Origin of the sequence: Flavobacterium johnsoniae (genome assembly GCF_030388325.1) — a bacterium.
Classification (GTDB): Bacteria; Bacteroidota; Bacteroidia; order Flavobacteriales; family Flavobacteriaceae; genus Flavobacterium; species Flavobacterium johnsoniae_C.
In genome coordinates this window covers 4,824,598-4,843,148 of record NZ_CP103794.1, presented here as the reverse complement: position 1 = coordinate 4,843,148, position 18,551 = coordinate 4,824,598, and the positions used below count along the sequence as shown (strand labels likewise).

Annotated in this window: 23 protein-coding genes, 1 tRNA gene and 1 pseudogene; 19 read left to right on the top strand and 6 right to left on the bottom strand. The window is 37.3% G+C overall.

Going from position 1 to position 18,551, the window contains the following annotated elements; all coding sequences use genetic code 11:
* Positions 1-105: 105 nt before the first annotated feature.
* From NYQ10_RS20560 to NYQ10_RS20480, 17 genes are all read left to right on the top strand, one after another.
* Positions 106-444: a DUF4134 domain-containing protein gene (locus NYQ10_RS20560; RefSeq protein WP_179005327.1), complete on the top strand. Its 339-nt coding sequence runs from the start codon at positions 106-108 to the stop codon at positions 442-444.
* 11 nt (positions 445-455) lie between these two features.
* Complete coding sequence (locus tag NYQ10_RS20555; RefSeq protein ID WP_179005329.1) at positions 456-764, top strand: DUF4133 domain-containing protein; 309 nt, start codon at positions 456-458, stop codon at positions 762-764.
* Positions 765-798: 34 nt separating this feature from the next.
* A complete protein-coding gene (locus tag NYQ10_RS20550) occupies positions 799-1,446 on the top strand; it encodes a DNA cytosine methyltransferase (RefSeq protein ID WP_179005331.1) in 648 nt (215 codons plus the stop codon).
* The gene (locus NYQ10_RS20545; protein WP_289878075.1) at positions 1,427-3,895 is read left to right on the top strand and encodes a TraG family conjugative transposon ATPase; all 2,469 of its coding nucleotides are present in this window, start codon (positions 1,427-1,429) and stop codon (positions 3,893-3,895) included. The genes NYQ10_RS20550 and NYQ10_RS20545 overlap by 20 nt, the downstream gene beginning before the upstream one ends.
* A 12-nt stretch (positions 3,896-3,907) precedes the next feature.
* A complete protein-coding gene (locus tag NYQ10_RS20540) occupies positions 3,908-4,597 on the top strand; it encodes a conjugal transfer protein TraI (protein ID WP_179005335.1) in 690 nt (229 codons plus the stop codon).
* Positions 4,598-4,612: 15 nt separating this feature from the next.
* Positions 4,613-5,230, top strand: coding sequence for a hypothetical protein (locus tag NYQ10_RS20535; protein ID WP_179005337.1), 618 nt, complete (start codon positions 4,613-4,615; stop codon positions 5,228-5,230).
* 11 nt (positions 5,231-5,241) lie between these two features.
* Positions 5,242-5,877, top strand: coding sequence for a TerB family tellurite resistance protein (locus NYQ10_RS20530; protein ID WP_179005339.1), 636 nt, complete (start codon positions 5,242-5,244; stop codon positions 5,875-5,877).
* A gap of 46 nt (positions 5,878-5,923) precedes the next feature.
* Positions 5,924-7,090, top strand: coding sequence for a conjugative transposon protein TraJ (gene traJ / locus NYQ10_RS20525; protein WP_256871207.1), 1,167 nt, complete (start codon positions 5,924-5,926; stop codon positions 7,088-7,090).
* Positions 7,091-7,114: 24 nt separating this feature from the next.
* Positions 7,115-7,726 carry a conjugative transposon protein TraK gene (traK, locus tag NYQ10_RS20520; protein WP_256871167.1) on the top strand — a complete coding sequence of 204 codons (612 nt, stop codon included), beginning with the start codon at positions 7,115-7,117 and terminating at the stop codon, positions 7,724-7,726.
* A 50-nt stretch (positions 7,727-7,776) separates the two neighbouring features.
* Positions 7,777-8,214: a hypothetical protein gene (locus tag NYQ10_RS20515; RefSeq protein WP_289878074.1), complete on the top strand. Its 438-nt coding sequence runs from the start codon at positions 7,777-7,779 to the stop codon at positions 8,212-8,214.
* On the top strand, positions 8,181-9,467 hold the full coding sequence (gene traM / locus NYQ10_RS20510) for a conjugative transposon protein TraM (protein ID WP_179005346.1): 1,287 nt from the start codon (positions 8,181-8,183) through the stop codon (positions 9,465-9,467). The genes NYQ10_RS20515 and traM overlap by 34 nt, the downstream gene beginning before the upstream one ends.
* A 17-nt stretch (positions 9,468-9,484) precedes the next feature.
* Complete coding sequence (traN, locus tag NYQ10_RS20505) at positions 9,485-10,315, top strand: conjugative transposon protein TraN (RefSeq protein WP_179005348.1); 831 nt, start codon at positions 9,485-9,487, stop codon at positions 10,313-10,315.
* A 27-nt stretch (positions 10,316-10,342) separates the two neighbouring features.
* Positions 10,343-11,146, top strand: a complete 804-nt coding sequence (locus NYQ10_RS20500; RefSeq protein ID WP_256871168.1) for a hypothetical protein — start codon at positions 10,343-10,345, stop codon at positions 11,144-11,146.
* 27 nt (positions 11,147-11,173) lie between these two features.
* Positions 11,174-12,205 carry a hypothetical protein gene (locus NYQ10_RS20495; RefSeq protein ID WP_179005350.1) on the top strand — a complete coding sequence of 344 codons (1,032 nt, stop codon included), beginning with the start codon at positions 11,174-11,176 and terminating at the stop codon, positions 12,203-12,205.
* A 22-nt stretch (positions 12,206-12,227) separates the two neighbouring features.
* A complete protein-coding gene (locus NYQ10_RS20490) occupies positions 12,228-12,515 on the top strand; it encodes a hypothetical protein (protein WP_179005352.1) in 288 nt (95 codons plus the stop codon).
* A gap of 83 nt (positions 12,516-12,598) precedes the next feature.
* Complete coding sequence (locus tag NYQ10_RS20485) at positions 12,599-12,874, top strand: hypothetical protein (protein ID WP_056253946.1); 276 nt, start codon at positions 12,599-12,601, stop codon at positions 12,872-12,874.
* Complete coding sequence (locus tag NYQ10_RS20480; RefSeq protein ID WP_256871169.1) at positions 12,861-13,181, top strand: hypothetical protein; 321 nt, start codon at positions 12,861-12,863, stop codon at positions 13,179-13,181. Before NYQ10_RS20485 ends, NYQ10_RS20480 begins: the two co-directional genes overlap by 14 nt.
* Before the next feature lie 40 nt (positions 13,182-13,221).
* On the opposite strand, the gene NYQ10_RS20475 is transcribed toward NYQ10_RS20480, so the two are convergent.
* The 6 genes and pseudogenes from NYQ10_RS20475 to NYQ10_RS20450 all read right to left on the bottom strand — a co-directional run bounded on the left by NYQ10_RS20475 (position 13,222) and on the right by NYQ10_RS20450 (position 17,725).
* Positions 13,222-14,529: a site-specific integrase gene (locus tag NYQ10_RS20475; RefSeq protein WP_179005354.1), complete on the bottom strand. Its 1,308-nt coding sequence runs from the start codon at positions 14,527-14,529 to the stop codon at positions 13,222-13,224.
* Between the two features lie 292 nt (positions 14,530-14,821).
* Positions 14,822-14,902, bottom strand: a tRNA-Tyr gene (locus NYQ10_RS20470).
* Positions 14,903-15,285: 383 nt separating this feature from the next.
* A pseudogene (locus NYQ10_RS20465) lies at positions 15,286-15,675 on the bottom strand (TlpA family protein disulfide reductase); the annotation flags it as partial.
* Positions 15,676-15,693: 18 nt separating this feature from the next.
* Positions 15,694-16,455 (bottom strand): DUF4369 domain-containing protein, encoded by a 762-nt coding sequence (locus NYQ10_RS20460; RefSeq protein WP_289878073.1) that lies wholly within the window; start codon positions 16,453-16,455, stop codon positions 15,694-15,696.
* 261 nt (positions 16,456-16,716) lie between these two features.
* Complete coding sequence (locus tag NYQ10_RS20455; RefSeq protein ID WP_276172704.1) at positions 16,717-17,157, bottom strand: KTSC domain-containing protein; 441 nt, start codon at positions 17,155-17,157, stop codon at positions 16,717-16,719.
* 322 nt (positions 17,158-17,479) lie between these two features.
* Entirely contained in the window at positions 17,480-17,725 is a 246-nt protein-coding gene (locus tag NYQ10_RS20450) for a hypothetical protein (RefSeq protein WP_276172705.1), read from the bottom strand.
* Positions 17,726-17,811: 86 nt separating this feature from the next.
* Here NYQ10_RS20450 and NYQ10_RS20445 point away from each other — a divergent pair, with 86 nt between their 5' ends.
* Both NYQ10_RS20445 and NYQ10_RS20440 read left to right on the top strand, forming a co-directional pair.
* Positions 17,812-18,354 carry a hypothetical protein gene (locus NYQ10_RS20445; RefSeq protein ID WP_289878072.1) on the top strand — a complete coding sequence of 181 codons (543 nt, stop codon included), beginning with the start codon at positions 17,812-17,814 and terminating at the stop codon, positions 18,352-18,354.
* Entirely contained in the window at positions 18,354-18,500 is a 147-nt protein-coding gene (locus tag NYQ10_RS20440) for a hypothetical protein (protein WP_289878071.1), read from the top strand. The genes NYQ10_RS20445 and NYQ10_RS20440 overlap by 1 nt, the downstream gene beginning before the upstream one ends.
* Positions 18,501-18,551 lie beyond the last annotated feature (51 nt).

Sequence of the window (18,551 nt, the reverse complement as noted above, 5' to 3'; positions counted from 1 at the left end):
GTCCGCTCTAGTGCGGTATGGTAAAATGTGACAAGGAGAATAGATGATGTGACGGCGCTGTTCCTCTGCTTTTTGAATTAGTATTAATCTTTAAAATGATGTACGATGTTGAACGATGGAATAAAGTTAAAGTGTTTTTTTAAAACAAACAAGTTATTAGTAAGCACTATTCTTCTGCTTTTAGTAATTAATGGAAATGCTTATGCCCAAGATGGTATTGCCGGAATCAATGAGGCCAACCAAAAGGTGAGAAGCTATTTTGATGCTGGTACTGAGCTAATGTATGCAGTAGGAGCAATACTGGGACTCATAGGAGCGGTGAAAGTATATCAGAAGTGGAATGCAGGAGATCCTGACACAGGTAAAGTGGCAGCAGCATGGTTTGGCAGCTGCGTGTTTCTGGTAGTGGTTGCCACTGTGATCAAATCTTTCTTTGGAGTCTAAGCAGCTTTAAAATGAGCAGTGTTTATCAGATTAACAAAGGAATCAATCAGTCAATTGAATTTAAAGGCCTGAAAGCTCAGTATATATGGTATCTGGGAGGAGGTGTCGTGGGACTGATGATTGTTTTTGCAGTGCTTTTCATAGTCGGTATTCCCTCTCTTGTCTGTGTGGCTTTAATTGGTACGGCAGGTACTGTGATGGTGATTAAGATCTATAAAATGAGCGGGCAGTATGGTGAATTCGGCATGATGAAAGCTTTAGCTGCAAGGCAGATTCCTAAATGTGTTAAGGTGCGCAGCAGGGCAGTTTTTATTAAGTGATAGTCAAAGAACGTTAAATAGATGGAGATGGATTATGAAGGCCTTAAACTTATATGCCGGAATTGGCGGAAACAGAAAAAACTGGGATGACGTATCGGTTACTGCAGTTGAGCTGGATCCTGCACTGGCAGCATTGTACTCGCAGAACTTTCCAGATGATATAGTGATTGTAGGTGATGCACACCAGTATCTTTTGGATCATTACAAAGAATTTGATTTTATCTGGTCATCACCGCCCTGCCAGTCACATTCCTCTTTCCGGCAGAATATCTGCGTGAGATTCCGAGGCACTCCTGCTGTATTTCCCGATATGAGGCTGTATCAGGAAATTTTATTTCTGCAGCATAATGCCGAGTGTTTATGGGCCGTTGAAAATGTCAAGCCTTATTACACTGCGCTTATCAAACCTGATGCTGCTCTGCAGCGTCATCTTTTCTGGTCCAATTTTCAGATTCCAGAATTACAAATAAAAACAGTGATTAAAATACGTCACGCACAGATTCCTGAACTTGAAGAGTCGTTAGGTTTCTGCTTAAAGGGATCCAATATTTCAAATAAAAGGCAGGTGCTTCGCAACTGTGTGGACCCAAATCTTGGGCTCCATATTTTAAATACCGCCAGAAGTCTCTATATGAAAAATGTGAAGAGTAAAACTAGAAAAAATGGAAAAGGAGTTAGGTGATGTTTTACCGATAATGGACGTGCATCATGACTGCATTTTATCAAAGCAGGGAGATATTACAGTGGTTTTTAAGGCCGATCTGCCAGAAATTTTTACAATGTCGGACCAGGAATATGAGGCGTTTCACCAGTCATGGATAAAGGCGATAAAAATTCTGCCGAAGTTCACAGTTTTTCATAAGCAGGACTGGTTTTTAGAAAGCAGCTATAAAGGGGACTTTGATAATGAAGACAGCAGTTTTTTAACCAGAAGCAGTGAGAGATTTTTCAATGAAAGGCCATTTCTGGATCATTCCTGTTATATAATGATTACAAAGAAACCAGCAGGAAGAAAAAGTTCCAGTTCGTTATTTTCTAATCTTATAAGGAATAATCTTGTGCCTGACGAAACTCTCAATTTGCAGTTTCTCCAAGACTTCATTGACAGCACGGGACAGTTTAAAAGAATCATGGAAGACAGCGGGTTCATAGGGCTGAGAAGACTTCGAAATGATGAGTTGAAAAGCCAGAGCAGAAAAACAGGCCTTATTGAAAAGTATTGTTTTCTATCTGATAATGAAAATTCGTATATCTACAACGATCTCAAGTTCTCAGACGGGATGCAGATAGGGGACAAGCACACCCAGCTTTTTACGCTTGGAGATGCGGCCGATCTACCTGCTCTGTGCGGTTCAAGAATTAATTTTGACCGTTATTCAACCGATAAGACAAAGTTCAGCGTTGGATTTGCCTCAACACTGGGCCAGCTGCTGTCCTGCAATCACATATACAACCAGTATATTTTCATTGAAGATTCGCAGAAAACAATCCAGAAACTGGAGAGCAAAAGATTAAGGCTTCAGTCATTGTCTGCTTACAGCAGAGAAAATATGATTGCAAGGGACGCAACCAACGATTTTTTGAACGAAGCTATCGCGCAGCAGCGCCTGCCTGTGAAAGCGCATTTTAATGTTCTTGCATGGACATCTGAAAAAGAAGAACTCAAAGACATAAAAAACAAAGTGTCATCTGCGCTGGCGCAGATGGATGCAGCCGCCAAACAAGAGACAGTTGGAGCTCCGCAGATTTACTGGGCGGGGATTCCGGGAAATGCAGCAGATTTTCCGATGAATGATGCCTTTGACACTTTTACCGAGCAGGCTGTCTGTTTTCTGAATATGGAAACGGGTTACCGATCCTCTCTAAGCCCTTGCGGAATACGACTGGGAGACCGGCTGACGGGAAAGCCTGTTCACGTCGATATCAGTGATGAGCCGGTGAAAATGGGAATCTGCACCAACAGAAACAAGTTTGTCTTGGGGCCTTCTGGAAGCGGGAAATCCTTTTTTACCAATCATATGGTCAGAAGCTATTACGAACAGGGCACTCATATTGTTCTGGTGGATGTCGGGCACAGCTATAAAGGCTTATGCGATATGGTAAACGGCTATTATTTTACCTATGACGAAAAGAATCCTATCCGTTTCAATCCATTTTATATCGGGGAAGGAGACAGTCTTGATACCGAGAAAAAGGAAAGCATCAAAACGCTTTTGCTGGCTTTGTGGAAGAAAGATGATGAAACGTTTAACAGAAGCGAATATGTGGCTCTTTCCAATGCCCTGCAGCTGTATTTCGAAAAACTGCATAAGGATGAATCCATCTTTCCTTGTTTCAATACATTTTATGAGTTTCTAAGACAGGAGTTTGTAACAATTCTTCAGGGTGATAATGTAAAAGATAAGGATTTTGATGTGAATAACTTCCTTTATGTGCTTCGTCCTTATTACAGCGGAGGAGAGTTTGACTATCTGCTCAATGCTACTGAAAATCTGGATCTGCTAAAAGAGCGCTTTATTGTATTTGAACTGGACAACATCAAAGACCATCCGATTCTTTTTCCTGTAGTAACCATAATAATCATGGAGGTATTCATCAGCAAGATGAGAAAACTGAAAGGCATACGAAAAATGATTCTAATTGAAGAAGCATGGAAAGCCATTGCGAAGGAAGGAATGTCAGAATATATCAAGTATCTTTTTAAAACTGTGCGTAAGTTCTTCGGGGAGGCAATTGTCGTAACTCAAGAGGTGGAGGATATCATTTCATCGCCTGTAGTGAAGCAGGCAATCATCAACAACAGCGACTGCAAAATTCTGCTGGACCAGAGCAAGTACCAGAATAAGTTTGACCAGATTCAGGAACTGCTTGGGCTGACTGACAAGGAAAAAGCTTTGGTGCTTTCGGTGAACAAAGCAAATGATCCTTCCAAGAAATACAAGGAAGTTTTTATATCTCTTGGAGGAATGCTGTCCAAGGTTTATAAGACAGAAGTGTCTCTGGAGGAATATCTTGCCTACACTACAGAGGAAAGCGAGAAAGTAAAAATGAATTTGTACGCCCAGAAATTTGGAGGAGACATCAAAAAAGGAATTGCCGCTATGGCTCAGGAATTAAGAAGCAGAACTTAAAGAATTAGAAAAATGAAAACTAAAATTAAAGCTGTCACATTTTTAATGTGTTTCTTTTTAGTAAGCATGCCTGCAAGACCAGCAGAAAAGACAGCAGCCCTGCCGATATTGGAGATTGTAAAAGCAGTTACCAAGAAAGTAATAAAGGCAATTGATCTGGGGATCCAAAGGCTTCAGAATAAGACCATCTGGCTTCAGAATGCACAGAAGCAGATTGAAAACACGCTTTCAAAACTGAAACTCGATGAGATTTCGGACTGGACAAAAAAACAGCGTGATCTCTATAAGGATTATTACGACGAACTGCAGAAGGTGAAATCTATTATAACCTACTATCAGAGAATTAAAGAAATTTCAGAAAAACAGACCCGCCTGATTGCCGAATATGAAAAGGCCTGGAATCTTTTTAAAAGAGACGACCATTTCAAAATCTCTGAACTTGAATACATGGAAAAAGTGTATGACGGAATTCTTGGAGAAAGCATGAAAAATATCGACCAGATATTTTTAATCATAGAATCTTTCACCACGCAGATGAGCGATCTGAAAAGACTCGAAATTATAAATACAGCAGCAGATCAGATAGATTCAAATTACAATGATCTGAGACTTTTTAACCAACAGAATGTACTGCTCAGCCTCCAGAGAGCAAAAACAGATGCTGATGTAAATAAAGTGAAACAATTTTACGGAATTCCGTAATCAACTCTAAAACTAATGAAAAATATAATAATGCTTCTTGTGTCTGTATTTTTATCTGCATGCCAGCTTCAGGCTCAGCAGGCAAAACAGAAAAGGATGCTGCTGCTTCAGATAGCAGCCCTGAGAACTTATGTGGATTATGCGGCAAAAGGTTATAAGGCAGTTAAAAGCGGACTTAACTTTATATCAGATGTAAAGAAGGGAGAAGTGAACCTGCACAGCGATTATTTCACATCACTGGTATCGGTTAATCCCAAAGTAAAAAAATATGGCAGGGTGGCTGAAATAATCACTCTTCAGATTGAAATTTTTAAGATATATAAAAATACTTTAGCAAGCCTCCCTCAGGATGATCTGTTTCACGGAAATGAACTTGAATACATTGAAAGGACTTTCAGGCGTCTGGCGGACAGCTGTGATGACAATCTTGATTTACTGCTTCTTATCACAACCAGTACTTCACTTGAAATGAAAGATGATGAACGTATTGAACGCATTGATAAGCTTTATGAAGCTGCGCGGGAAGATTATTCTTTCTGTAAAAAATTCAGCGGTGAGATTAAACTTCTGGCATTATCAAAAGCAAGAGAAAAAAATGATGTCAAACAAGCCGAAGTTCTGCTTGGCTTATAAATTAACAAATCATGAAAAAGATACTTATATTTTTTGCAATGCTATTTCTGTTTTTTATGCCTTTTACTGGAAAGGCACAGTCAGCTGAAATCCAGCAGCTTATTTTAAATATCGAAAAGCTGTCGCAGTTTAAAAAGATATTAAGCGACATGAAAAAAGGATATGATATTCTCAGCGGAGGGTATAAGGCCGTCAAAGATATGTCAGAGGGGAATTTTTCACTGCATAAGACTTTCCTGGATGCCCTGATGCAGGTCAGCCCAGTGGTAAAGAATTACAAAAGAGTCGGGGACATTATCGACTATCAGTTAACGCTCATGAGGGAAAGCAGAAAAGGGATAGACCTTATCATTAAAAATGAAAAGTTCAGCCGTCAGGAAATCCAGTATTTTGAAAAAGTGTATTCTAATTTAAGCAGGGAAAGCCTCAGAAATTTAGACGAACTGACTTCCATCGTAACAGCTGATAAACTCCGAATGAGTGATGACGAAAGGCTTGCAGCTATAGATAAGATATATGAAGATATGCAGCAGAAGGTGCTGTTTCTAAATGATTTTAACGGATCAACATCAGTGCTTGCGCTGCAGCGTTCTAAGGAAGCTAATGATGCGAATGCGATGCGGAACAGTTATCGGTTTAAAAATTAACTCTGGCCTTATGATAAATATTTTCAAATCAGCTGTATTAGTATTAATGCTCTTTATGTTCCCTGAAACAGTTTCTGCACAGGGACTCGGAGATAATATCGGCAGTCTTCATGCAGTTCTGGAACAGCTTTACGATGAGATGATGCCGCTTTGCAGCAATCTGATTGGAGTCGGGCAGGGGCTGGCGGGATTTGCTGCAATTTTCTATATCGCTTCAAGAGTCTGGCGTCATATTGCCAATGCGGAACCGATTGATTTTTATCCGCTCTTCAGGCCCTTTGTGATCGGTTTCTGCATTATGATTTTTCCTTCTGTTCTGGCGCTCATAAACGGGGTCATGAAACCAACAGTTACTGCCACAGCTTCTATGGTTGAGGGGTCAAACAAAGCAATCGAAGTGCTGCTGAGAGAAAAAGAAAAAGCAGTCAAAGAAAGCGCACCCTGGAAAATGTATGTCGGAGTGCTGGGCACAGGCGACCGCGACAGATGGTATAAATACACTCATGACGGTGCAGATTCTTCAGATGAAGGACTTATGGAAGGAATCGGAAATGATATAAAATTTGCAATGGAGAAAGCGTCATATAGTTTCAGGAATTCTGTAAAGGAATGGGTTAGCGAAATTCTGAGAATTCTCTTCGAAGCTTCTTCATTGTGTATTGATACTCTCAGAACATTTCAGCTTGTAGTGCTGTCCATCTTAGGGCCACTGGTATTTGGAATCGCAGTCTTTGACGGATTCCAGCATACCCTGACGGTCTGGCTTGCCAGGTATATAAACATTTATCTCTGGCTTCCCGTTGCCAACATTTTCGGAAGCATTATCGGGAAGATTCAGGAACAGATGCTGAGGCTTGATATCTCACAGATTAATACTGCGGGAGATACTTTTTTCAGCAGGACCGATATCGGCTACTTAATTTTCATGATTATAGGAATTGTGGGGTACTTTACTGTGCCTTCTGTGGCCAATTATATCGTGCATGCATCAGGAGGAAGCGCATTGGGACAGAAAGTGACAAGCCTGTTTGGCGGATCGACTTCCTCAGTGATTGGAGGAGCTGCCACAGGAGCAGGAATGGTAATGGATTCAATGGGAAATGCAGCAGGCAGAATGAGCCAGAGCATGTCATCTTCAGCAGCTGCTTCGCCTTATTTTGAAGAAAAGGGAAATTATATGAGTGACAGGCTCAAAGGAAATTCTAAAAGTTAAATACACTAGATTATGTTTACGAAGATGAAAAATTTAGATACGGCTTTCCGCCATGTCAGGGGATTTACTATGCTGGTCGTTCTTGCTTGCGCTGCCATAACCTGTTATGCATTGTATAAAAGTTTCAGCTCTATTGCTTTAATGGAAGACAAGGTTTACATCCTGGCAAATGGAAAAGCGCTTGAGGCATTTGCATCAGACCGTAAGGATAATGTACCTGTTGAAGCAAGGGATCATGTCAGGACATTCCATCAGTTTTTCTTCAGCCTTGACCCAGATGATAAAGTAATTAAAGCCAATGTTACCAAGGCCCTGTATCTGGCTGATAATTCTGTCAAGCGCATATACGATGATTTAAAAGAAAACGGATATTATTCGGGAATTATATCAGGAAATATCAGCCAGACTGTTATTGTAGACAGCGTAAGCTTTGATATTAATGAATATCCCTACCGCTTTAAGTGCTTTGCCCGGCAGAACATCATAAGGACAACAAGCATATTGAACAGAAATCTGATTACGGAAGGAACGCTTCGAAATGTTTCAAGGAGCGATAATAATCCGCATGGTTTTCTGATTGAACGCTTCAATACTCTTGAGAACAAAGATCTTGGAACAGTAAACAGAAAGCCATGAGAAGTCTGATGCGAAAACAAAGACAGAATGTAAAGTCTTCAAGGTCATATATGATAATCAGATTCTGGTGGGTAAAAAAAATGAATAGGCTGACTAGAGACCTTTCAAATTCACAGCTTAAGTTTTCAGTAATCATTTTTGCGGCCCTTGGAACGATTTTATGTGTTTATAACGCATTGAGCGGTTTTCTGTCAGAAAGTCAAAAATCAATGAACATTGATGCAGTAAAAGTGCTTAAGCATGCTTATGGTGATGAGGTAGGCCATATGCATTCTCTGGATCTGCCATTTAACAAATATGCTGAGAGATCCAATATCAGCAGATATATTGATAGTGTGATAAATGCAGCAGACTTAATCGATTGGTCTAAAAATCAAAATTCCAACGCTGAAGATTTTACCAGCAGTCCGAATCTCAAGGAAACTAATTCATCTAACTATAAAAAAATAAGATTATGGAACATAAAACACTTTCAACCAGAGAGATAAAGAATCGCAGTATGATGCTGGTTCTTCCACTGCTTGTTCTTCCATTTATAACCATGCTGTTCTGGGTGCTTGGAGGAGGCAAAGGAACAGAAAATCCAATTTCAGGAACTGAAAAAAAAGGATTTAATATGCTGCTTCCAAATCCAAAACTAAAGGAAGATTCCAGTTTGGATAAAATGAGCTATTATGACCAGGCATCAATTGATTCTATAAAACTGCAGGAACAAAAAAAGAAAGATCCTAATTATTCGGTTGGTGCGGAAGATAATGATAATCTTGAATCAAAACGTTTTTTTGATACGGATGAGGTTGCATGGAATGATAAACAAAACGGACTGAAAACAGACTATCTAAAACCAGAGAATGAAAAGAAGATGTACCAGAAACTTGAAGCGCTCCAGAAAGCTATTGCGGAGCCTCCAAAAGAATATCAGAGCGGTCAGGATATGAGGGAATTTCAGTACCAGAAAATGCCTGACGGTGAATCAGCCGAGTTAAAAAATCTTGAACAGCTCATGGCAGTCATGAGTGCGCCTTCTGAGCCTGATCCTGAACTTGCCCAGCTTGGCGGCATGCTGGAAAATATTCTGGATATCCAGCACCCAGAACGTGTACAGGAGAAACTGCGTCAGAACTCAAAGCTTCAAAAAGGAAAAGTTTTTTCAGTGAACAGAAAAGCTGAAGAGCAAAACCTGAGCTCTCTTCAGACCAACAAAGTAAATTATGAGCAGTCAGCAAATTCATTTTATTCGCTTGATGGTGAAATCAACGATGAACAAAATCAGAACGCAGTTGAGGCAGCTGTTCATGAAACGCAGACGATTGTCAACGGTTCTATTGTAAAAATCAGACTTGCAAGTGACGTTTTTATCAATGGCGTACTAATTCCAAAAAACAGTTTCGTTTTTGGGACAGCGTCACTTAAGGGAGAAAGGCTTGAAATAAAGATCAATACCATAAAATACCAGAATTCCATTTTCCCGGTTGAACTATCCGTCTTTGATATAGACGGCATTAAAGGCATTTACATTCCTGGAACCATAAACAGGGATGTAGCAAAAGCATCCGCTGACAGGTCCATGCAGAGTATTGGACTGGCAGGAGTCAGTGATTCTTGGGGAGCTCAGGCGGCAGGAATGGGAGTGGAGGCAGCCAAATCACTTTTAAGCAGGAAAGTTAAGCTGATAAAAGTAGCAGTCAAGGCAGGTTACAAAGTGCTTCTCTACGATGAAAAAGAAAAGAATGAACAATAACTTTAAACTAAAAGAAAATGAAAAATTTAGAGACACTAATTATCACATTTATTTTTCTGGCTGGTTTTTCAGTTTCTGCACAGTATGATGCTAAAGCCGAATTTAATAATATACAGCTTAGCTATACAAAAACCACCAGTATTTTATTTCCGTATGCAGTAAAAAGCCTTGATATCGGAAGCCGTGATGTTCTGGTACAGAAAGCAAAGGGAGTTGAAAATATCCTGCTTCTTAAAGCTGGCAAGCAGAATTTTCCACAGACTAACCTGACTGTTGTAACTTCCGACGGTAATCTTTACAGTTTCATTTTAAATTTTGATGATCTGTGTCCTACATTAAATGTGGATGCACGGTTACGAATTGGTGACGATAAATCGCTGCTGTTTTCCCTTGAGAACGAAAACCAGAAAGAAATAAAAGAATATGCCCTGTTTGCTCTATCCAAGAAAAATAAGGTAAGCGGACTGGGTTCAAAAAATGCAGAAATTGAGTTTAAGGTTGACGGCATTTTTATTCATCAGGACGTGATGTATTTCAGATTGGTTTTAGGGAATGATTCCAGAATTAATTACGATGTGGACCAACTTCGTTTTTTTATCCGAGACCAGAAAAAATCCAAAAGAACTGCAGCTCAGGAAATAGAAATGACACCGCTTTTATGCACCGGAGAATTTAGCAGGATTTCCGATAAATCTGAAACTACAGTAGTTTTTGCCATAGCTAAATTTACGATACCGGAAAAGAAGAAATTCACAATGCAGGTCTTTGAGAAAAATGGAGGCAGGCATCTGGAACTTAACATAAAAAACAGGCACCTGGTTAATCTTGAAATACTGGGTAACCTATAATCAGTACTAATTTTAAATGTGAATATCATGAACGAGAAAAATGTACAGTATCTGAAAGACCAGTTAAAATATACTGGATTCGGAGAAACTTTTGATGCTGAATTAAGAGAGAATATTCAGAAGGGGGATAAGGATTTTAAATTAATGCATACCGGTATTATGAACAATGGTGTCCCTAACAAAGATACAGTCACTGTTGAACTGAATTTTAAAAAGTCCGACCAGAGCGATATGTATTTTTTCAATTCCTATCAGGTTAATCTACAAAAAGAGGATAATAAGCCGGGATTGGAACAGATTTTTTATATTAACAATGATAATACCAGCATCACTCTCAAAGAGGCGTATAATTTGATGGAGGGCAGATCGGTCAATAAGGATTTAAAGAATAAGGACGGTGAAGCCTATAATTGCTGGATTCGTATGGACTTCAAAGAAAGTGACGACCGTGGAAATTTCAAGCTTCAGCATTATCATCAGAACTATGGATATGATCTGGAAGCTTCGCTGGAAAAGCATTCGATAAAAGAACTTCTGACACCTCAGTACAAGGAAGATTTGATGAACTCTCTGAAAAAAGGCAATCTACAGTCCGTAACTTTTGTGGTAGGAGGAGAGGAGAGAAAACAGTTTGTGGAAGCTAATCCCCAGTTTAAGACTATTAAGGTTTATGATTCTTCTCTGCAGAGAATAAATGACCGTGAAAGCAAGAACGAGAAGCAGTCGCAGTCCAAAGGAAAGAGCGCAGACCTGGCTGACAATTCCGATGAGACCTCTCAGAAAGAAAAAAAAATTAATTCCCGTTCAAAAAAAGCGGGCAGATCGGTTTAAGGTGCTTAAATAAATTAAAACTGAGTTATGTCTTCTGAAAACAATCGAGTAGAAAATGAGATAAAAGTGTGGCAGTCCAAGGAAGAAAAATTAAAATTTCTATTTCAGAACAGCCCTAATATAGAACGCTCTTGTGGCATAGAGAAACTGAAATTTTTTAAGATGTTACTTTTTAAATATGAAAAGACGAAAGCTGTAGATGAAAAAATAACTCTCAGGTTTCTTAAGCATGAATATAACAAATTGAAGCATCAAGTCTATCCCAATATCATTGTTAGGCTTGTAAATGGAGCGCTTAGTGCTGTTGTTTTTGAAAGGATAGATAAACAGGATTATCTTAAAGATCTGGAATTAAACAAGAAAACTTTAGAGGAACAGTTGATAAAATGCGGTTTTCATGAGGCTTATGGCAAAGTATTGGCGAATATGAAGGAACAGCTGTTAAATTTTACTGTTCCTGTTTCTTATCACATCTCAGAGAATGAAAGACTTGAACATTCACTTCAATTTGTAAAAGATGCGCAGGGGGCTTACCAATTTGATGGATTCAGATCAATTCTTTATACAGATTCGTCGCCATCCAGCCGATGTACACATTACTTTAAGAATGAAAAATCTGAGGGCTTCAGCGCAGCTGAAGCATACGAAATGCTTGCAGGAAGAGCAGTTCTAAAAAGCGGAACCTGGAAACAGTTTAGCTTCAACGACAGGGATCTTAATGACAATTATAGGATGCATGAATTTCCAGAATCGTATGGATACAATGTAAGCAATGCTTTAAGGACTGTTCCTCTTAAAAATGATGACTATGAGACATTCGAATCCCTGGTCGATTCTTTGAAAAAGGGGAAGAGGGAAGAAGTTGCTTTTATGATACAAGGGAGAGAAATGAAGGTTTTTTTGGAAGCAAATCCACGGTTTAAAACCTTGAATTTTTATAATGACAGAATGCAGAAACTTAGTCTGGGAGAAATTAAAAGCGGCTGTAAAATTAGCCCGCTGCTGAAACCACAGCACAATATTGAGACTCAGACCGCAAAAAAATCTCATCATATGTGATGTTTATTTATCTTATAGAGTTATGGAAGATTTTAAGCTTTTATCGGGATTTTTTCAGGCAATTGAAAATGATTTCAGAATCAGCACAACTCACATTGCAATTTTTGCCGCCCTGCTTCAATTTCGCGCAAACAGGAATTTTATAAATCCAATTCAGGCATACAGTATTGAAATCCAGAATATCGCTAAGGTTGTATCTCCAAAAACTTATCATAAATGCATGCGCGAATTAGATGATTACGGTTATCTTATTTATGTCCCGACAAAGAATAAGAACAAAAGAAGCAGTGTTTATTTTTATTTGGAGTAAGCTTTGCGGCAATTTTTTTGGAATGACGATGATCTTTTTAAGTATATGATTTAATTTTTTGTAACGCATTAAGCCGGTATTTTATGGAAGAACTTATAACAAAAGACGATTTAAGGCAGTTTGGACTGTTAATGACCGATACAATCCGTAATGCGGTTTCGGAAGCTTTTAATGCAGAAAATATTGAAAGGGAATCTGAGTGGCTGAAAAGTAAGGCTGTCCGCAGGATGCTCGACATTTCTGCCGGATCTGTTCAGACTCTTAGAACATCACAAAAAGTACGTTTTAAGAAAGTGCTTGGATCCTATTATTACAATAGAGAAGATATTCAAAAACTTTTTAGGGATGAAAAAGACTAAGAAATTAAAAGAAAGCAATATCATGGAATATCTTTCAGTTTATATTGCTGATCCAAAGCTTAATGTGTGGCATTTGTCAATTTTAACGGCAATATTAGGATTGGGTTACAGACAGGGGCAGGGTAGGAGGATACAAGTCAGCCGAAGTAAAATTATGGAAATGGCGCATGTAAATACACTACCCACTTATCACAAATATTTTAAACAGCTGCAGGAATTAGGTTATATTAAATACAGCCCGTCTTATCATCCGGGTTATAAAAGTGTAGTTAAACTATATAAAAAGAGGCTATCTCAGAATTGTTGAGATAGCCTCTTTGATTTTAATTACCATCTGAAAGCAAGTTTCAAGAAGTTATGTTGTATTTCTTTTTAATTGCCTGGATTTCTTTTTCAAGTCTTCCGAGAACCGCTAAGTCCGGTTTTGAAATCTTGGAAGCGTTTTTGTTCAGCTTTTTATTCAGAATTGACATTTCACGACCGATTGTAGCCTGCTCAGTTATAGCATATGCCTCAGTCTGTTTTACCGATGCATGACCCAGCAGTTCTTTAACTACATTAATAGGGACGTTGTTATTTAATGTCACAGTGCTTCCAAATGTACGGCGGGCCATATGCGTGTTTAATGTAAAAGGAAAGCCACACAAGACTGCCACCTCTTTTAGATACTCATTCATTTTCTGGTTGGATGAAACAGGAAGCACGGTTCCGCGCTGGATACACAGCGGGTGCTCTTTATATTTTTCAACTATTTTCAGTGCTTGGGGAAGAAGAGGGACATTAAATGATGAGTTTGTTTTCTGCCTTTCGGACATAATCCATAGATTTCCATCAATGCCTTCTTTGATATCCGTTTTCTTTAATTGATAAGCGTCTATGTAAGCCAGGCCAGTGTAGCATTGGAAGACAAATACATCCCTTACTACGTTGAGCCTGTCAGTTGTGAAATAATGACTTTCAAGTTCGTACAATTCCTGTGCGGTGAGTGGTTTTTTTACCAGTTTCGTTTTACGTCCCTTAAAGTTCTTAAATGGGTCCTTGGTGATTAACTCCTTATCAATGGCGCGGATTACAATCTTTTTGAAATTTGCAATGTATTTGAGGGTGGTGTTGTTGCTGCAGTCGCGTACAGTTCTAAGGTAAAACTCGAAATCCTTTACAAACTCAAGATTCAAATCCGCAAATTCAAGATCGTGCTTTTTAAGCTTGAATTTTATAAACGCAGTCAAATGGTTTTTAGTAATGGTAAACCGGTCAAGGGTGCCTTTTGCATAGCCTTTTCCAAGAAGCGCCTCCATTTCATCATTATGCTTTTGAAATTCCTCGAGCACCTTGATCTTCGGCGCTGTCCTGCCGAGAACCTCGTCCATAATTTTCTCAGCGGTTATGAGTTTGCCGCTGTACATCATTTCGGTTTTGATTTCATTGATTTTTAAAGTCAGCGAATCCAAAAAGAAGTTCAGCGACTTTGCATCTTCCTTTGAGCCGACCGCTCTTTCGAACCTTTGATCCCATCGTGTACTATCCCATTTTCTTTTGGTTGAGCTTTCCTTACGGATACCGTCAACAGTTATTCTGAAATACACAATCCATTCTTTACTTTCTATTTTGGGTCTTTTTAAAAAGAATCCCAAACCAAAACTGCTTTCCAACATAATCCTACTTTTTAAATTAATAAATGTAGAATAATATTACTGCCAAATCAAGTCGTTAATCTCGTTAACCCCCTGTAGTATAAGGGATTTTTGCTGTTTCTGGTGCACTTTTCAGCGCGCCGGAAAGTGCACCGATTCTGCACCTTTAATTTTGTGAGGATTTATAAATATTGAAAACAGGCCTAAAATAAAAAAAACCTGCAAATCCTTGAATTTGCAGGTCTTCAGACATTTTTTTTGGCTTTTTGAAAAGAATGAAAACTTTAAGTTTTCCGCCTTTTAGGCCTTTCCGTGGGGAGAGCAGGATTCGAACCTGCGAAGTTCACACAGCAGATTTACAGTCTGCCCTCGTTGGCCGCTTGAGTATCTCCCCGATCTCAGCTTGTTGTGCTTTGTTGTTCTAAGCGGTGGCAAAGATAGGAACTCTTTCTACATTTCCAAACAAAAAAAGAACTTAATTTTAAGTTATTTTAAAGTTATTTTTTAATTAGTTGGAATTGAATAAAATAAAAAACGCCATTGTTCAATTTTTTTTTGATTTATTTCAGAATGTAAGATTATTCTCTTTGCTGTTTTTCTGGTTTTTGTATTGAACTTAAGTTTTGTTAAGGCGTTAAGCTTTGTTGTTATTGATGTATTAGAATAAATAGTGAGTTAATTTAGGCTTTTGAAATTTCTTCTTTATGGATTTTATCATTATTTATAAAACAAAAAAATCTCCACAAGGGAGATTTTTTTATTCTGAATACTTAAGTATTATTTAGCTGCTAAAAGCGCTAGTATTTTTTCTTTTAATGCAGAACCTCTTAAATCTTGTGCAACTACTTTTCCGTTTGCATCAAGTATAAAAGTAGCTGGAATTGCTTCAACATTGTATTGCTTAGCAATTGGCTCTTCCCAATGTTTTAAGTTCGAAACGTGAGTCCAAGTTAATCCATCTTTTGCAATCGCTTGTTTCCAAGCAGCAGCATCTTTGTCTAAAGAAACTCCAATGATGTTTAAACCTTTTGAGTGTAATTCTTTATATAATGCCACAACATGAGGATTTTCTTGTCTGCATGGTCCGCACCAAGAAGCCCAAAAATCTACAATAGTTACTTTTCCTAAACTTTCTTTTAGAGAAACTATTTTTCCTTCTGGATTAGGAGCCGAAAAATCTGCTCTTCAGTTAGGGCTGCCTACTGCCGGAGCTGTAGCACCAACTGATGGCATTTTTGCTTGACCTAATCTAGTTTTGATTTCTTTACCTGGAGCAGTATTTTTTACAGACTCATCTAAAGAATTGTAAAGTGCTTCTAATTTTTTTGTATCTGCCGCTGGATCATTAAACATACTTTGAACAATCAAAACTGTAATGAATGATTTTGGGTGAGTTTCAGCATACTTTAAATATTTAGTTTTGCTTGATTCCTGAACCTCTTTTTGAATTGTCATATACTGTTTCATCAAACCGTTGATAGTTGCTGTATCTTGAGCTTGTTGAGCTTGTTGCATTTTTTGATTATTCTTTTTCTGAAAATCAATTAAGTTTTTTTGAGTTTTTGTCATGTCTTCTGTAAAGGCAACATACTCATCGTTATTGTAAGTTCCAGAAACTTTAGATTTATGGATACTATCTTTGTCAATATTAACTTTAATTTCTCCAGTTTCAAGAATGAATGGAATAGGACCATTAGCACCTTGTAAAATTAAAGTATGGAAAGCTGGTTCAGTTACTTTTCCTTTTATTTCAAATTTTCCGTTTTCAACTTTTACTGTATCTAAAGAAACTGGCATTCTTGTAGCCGGATCAGCACCTTGTAAAATGATTGTTTTTCCGTTTTCAATTCCTGTAGCAGTACCTGTAATAAGGTATTCTCCATCTTTAACTTTGCTGCAAGAAATGATAGCTGCAGAAGCTGTAAGTACAAAAAGTATTTTTTTCATTATAAAAATTAATTAGTTAATTGATTTGTGCAACAAAAGTATCTAAAAATATAAAACATACAGAATTTTGTAACCTAAAATTTTGTTATAGTTTTTTTAGGTTTAAAATGCATATAATCAGCGTGTTTGTTCGCTTTAATTGATTTGAAACTATCATCACAAAACTTATTTGAAATCATTATATTCAAATTTTTAATTTTTAGATATAAAAAAAGCACTCGTTTAATTGAGTGCTTTTTTGTAAATATAGTGTTTTTAAAACTATTCTTGGTTTGTTTTCTTTCTCCAAGTAAAAGAATTTAAAATATGTCTTTTTGCAAATCTTGCAGGAGAATCAGCATTTACCATTTTCACGTAAGTTGCTTTTGGAACACTGATGTATTCGTAAACACTTCCGTTAGAAAAATCAATAATTAAACGTCCTTCAACAAATTTAAAATCTGTAATTGTACAAGTTGAAATTGTTTCAGTGTACTCAGGTAAGTTAAGTTTAATAGTATCAGGATGAATGCTTACTAAGAAATGGTAAGCTTCGATGATTGTTTTACTTTTTTCTTCTGCAGCTTTCAGACCAGCGTCATCTCCAACGAATTTATCTGGATGAGATTCTTTCATCGCATTACGATAAATTGTTTTTAAATCTTTTAACTCTGCAGTTTTCTCTACGTTTAGTAACTTGCGGTATTCAACTATTTTTTTCATAAATAAAAGGTAACTACTTGTCTATTAGTTTGAAATCGATATTAATTAGTTCAAATCGACAAATTTTTTGCAAAGGTACACTTTTTTTTAACTTTTTAGTTTTGATGGAAAAAATATTAAAGAAAGTTAACTGTAAGTTTATTTTACCGCAAAGTACGCTAAGGTTTACGCAAAGTTCGCAAAGCTTTGTCAACATAAAGCTTTGCGAACTTAAATATTCTCAATGTATAGCATTCAGTAAAAAGAGCCTTAGCGTTCTTTGCGTTAAAAATTACGCGTTCCAACAAAAAAAACTTGGAACCTGAAACTTGAAACAAAAAAACTACTCAGGCTTATGATTCGCCTTATCGAAGTTTCTTGATTTTTTAGGATATTTATCGTAGCTCATGTCGCTTGGGTTTTCAATAACAGATTTTATAGTAATCCAATCACCGACATTAAATTTCGTTTGAACCATTTTATAATCTAAAAGATATTCGCCACAGAAATAATTGTTGTTTTCATCTTTTTCTATAATGCCAGTGTAAACTCCTTTTTGCGGCATTTTTTCTTGTGTATCTTTAGACATGATTTTATGTTTTTAAATTAAGAAGCAAAGGTAAGCAATTATGGATTGTTTTATGGAGTTCTCTTCAAACTGAGTATATTTGCAAAATGCAGAAAAACTTTAAACCACATCCTAATTCTTTTAAAAATACCTTTTGTGCTTTTCATGAAGTACTTCCAGAAGCAATTGTCGGTTTGAAAAAACAATTTGAAAGTAAAGCAGGAAGTGCCTATTATTATACAGAAGTAGGAATGTATCGTGTTTCTAATCATTGGGGAAGGTTGGCAAATAGTAAATGGCGTTTAATTGCCCTTAATCCAGAAACAGAATCTAAAACGAAAATTGGTTTTGCAAAATGGAGTGAATTTTATCCAGATAATGCCGAAGAAAAACTGTATTATATTAAAGCCGATTTCGAAAATAGTCTTGCGAATTACGAGCATAAAAATAATCCAGAATATGATGGAAAAGCAGTTTTAAGAACAAGTTTTGAAACAACAAAACGTTTAAAACAAATAAGAAATCTGCAGCAACTGACCAATTGGGCAAAATATTTCGATTATGATGATATTGACGATTTGCGAAAACAAATTATCAAAGAATTGATTTTCACAGAAAAAACATTAGAACAAATTAAAAGAGAAGTATAATGGGACGCAATAACGAAAAGAATATCAAAAAGCACAACGATAAGTTGCACAAAGCCCAAGCAAAAGCAAAACAAGCTGAAATTTCCAGAAAAGAAAAATTAAAGGAAATCATAAAGAAATTCAACGAAAGTAAAAACGAAGAATAAATTATTGTTTCAAGTTTTAGGTTTTACGTTCCAAGTTGAACCTGAAACCTA

Coding starts and splice junctions, on each gene's coding strand:
- traN (WP_179005348.1), top strand. CDS start 9,485: ATGAAAAATTTAGAGACACTAATTATCACATTTATTTTTCTGGCTGGT.
- NYQ10_RS20490 (WP_179005352.1), top strand. CDS start 12,228: ATGGAAGATTTTAAGCTTTTATCGGGATTTTTTCAGGCAATTGAAAAT.
- NYQ10_RS20475 (WP_179005354.1), bottom strand. CDS start 14,529: ATGTTGGAAAGCAGTTTTGGTTTGGGATTCTTTTTAAAAAGACCCAAA.
- NYQ10_RS20540 (WP_179005335.1), top strand. CDS start 3,908: ATGAAAACTAAAATTAAAGCTGTCACATTTTTAATGTGTTTCTTTTTA.
- NYQ10_RS20445 (WP_289878072.1), top strand. CDS start 17,812: ATGCAGAAAAACTTTAAACCACATCCTAATTCTTTTAAAAATACCTTT.
- NYQ10_RS20560 (WP_179005327.1), top strand. CDS start 106: ATGTTGAACGATGGAATAAAGTTAAAGTGTTTTTTTAAAACAAACAAG.
- NYQ10_RS20460 (WP_289878073.1), bottom strand. CDS start 16,455: ATGAAAAAAATACTTTTTGTACTTACAGCTTCTGCAGCTATCATTTCT.
- NYQ10_RS20500 (WP_256871168.1), top strand. CDS start 10,343: ATGAACGAGAAAAATGTACAGTATCTGAAAGACCAGTTAAAATATACT.
- NYQ10_RS20480 (WP_256871169.1), top strand. CDS start 12,861: ATGAAAAAGACTAAGAAATTAAAAGAAAGCAATATCATGGAATATCTT.
- traM (WP_179005346.1), top strand. CDS start 8,181: ATGGAACATAAAACACTTTCAACCAGAGAGATAAAGAATCGCAGTATG.
- NYQ10_RS20545 (WP_289878075.1), top strand. CDS start 1,427: ATGGAAAAGGAGTTAGGTGATGTTTTACCGATAATGGACGTGCATCAT.
- NYQ10_RS20555 (WP_179005329.1), top strand. CDS start 456: ATGAGCAGTGTTTATCAGATTAACAAAGGAATCAATCAGTCAATTGAA.
- NYQ10_RS20550 (WP_179005331.1), top strand. CDS start 799: ATGAAGGCCTTAAACTTATATGCCGGAATTGGCGGAAACAGAAAAAAC.
- NYQ10_RS20455 (WP_276172704.1), bottom strand. CDS start 17,157: ATGAAAAAAATAGTTGAATACCGCAAGTTACTAAACGTAGAGAAAACT.
- NYQ10_RS20485 (WP_056253946.1), top strand. CDS start 12,599: ATGGAAGAACTTATAACAAAAGACGATTTAAGGCAGTTTGGACTGTTA.
- NYQ10_RS20515 (WP_289878074.1), top strand. CDS start 7,777: ATGATAATCAGATTCTGGTGGGTAAAAAAAATGAATAGGCTGACTAGA.
- traK (WP_256871167.1), top strand. CDS start 7,115: ATGAAAAATTTAGATACGGCTTTCCGCCATGTCAGGGGATTTACTATG.
- NYQ10_RS20535 (WP_179005337.1), top strand. CDS start 4,613: ATGAAAAATATAATAATGCTTCTTGTGTCTGTATTTTTATCTGCATGC.
- NYQ10_RS20440 (WP_289878071.1), top strand. CDS start 18,354: ATGGGACGCAATAACGAAAAGAATATCAAAAAGCACAACGATAAGTTG.
- NYQ10_RS20530 (WP_179005339.1), top strand. CDS start 5,242: ATGAAAAAGATACTTATATTTTTTGCAATGCTATTTCTGTTTTTTATG.
- traJ (WP_256871207.1), top strand. CDS start 5,924: ATGCTCTTTATGTTCCCTGAAACAGTTTCTGCACAGGGACTCGGAGAT.
- NYQ10_RS20450 (WP_276172705.1), bottom strand. CDS start 17,725: ATGTCTAAAGATACACAAGAAAAAATGCCGCAAAAAGGAGTTTACACT.
- NYQ10_RS20495 (WP_179005350.1), top strand. CDS start 11,174: ATGTCTTCTGAAAACAATCGAGTAGAAAATGAGATAAAAGTGTGGCAG.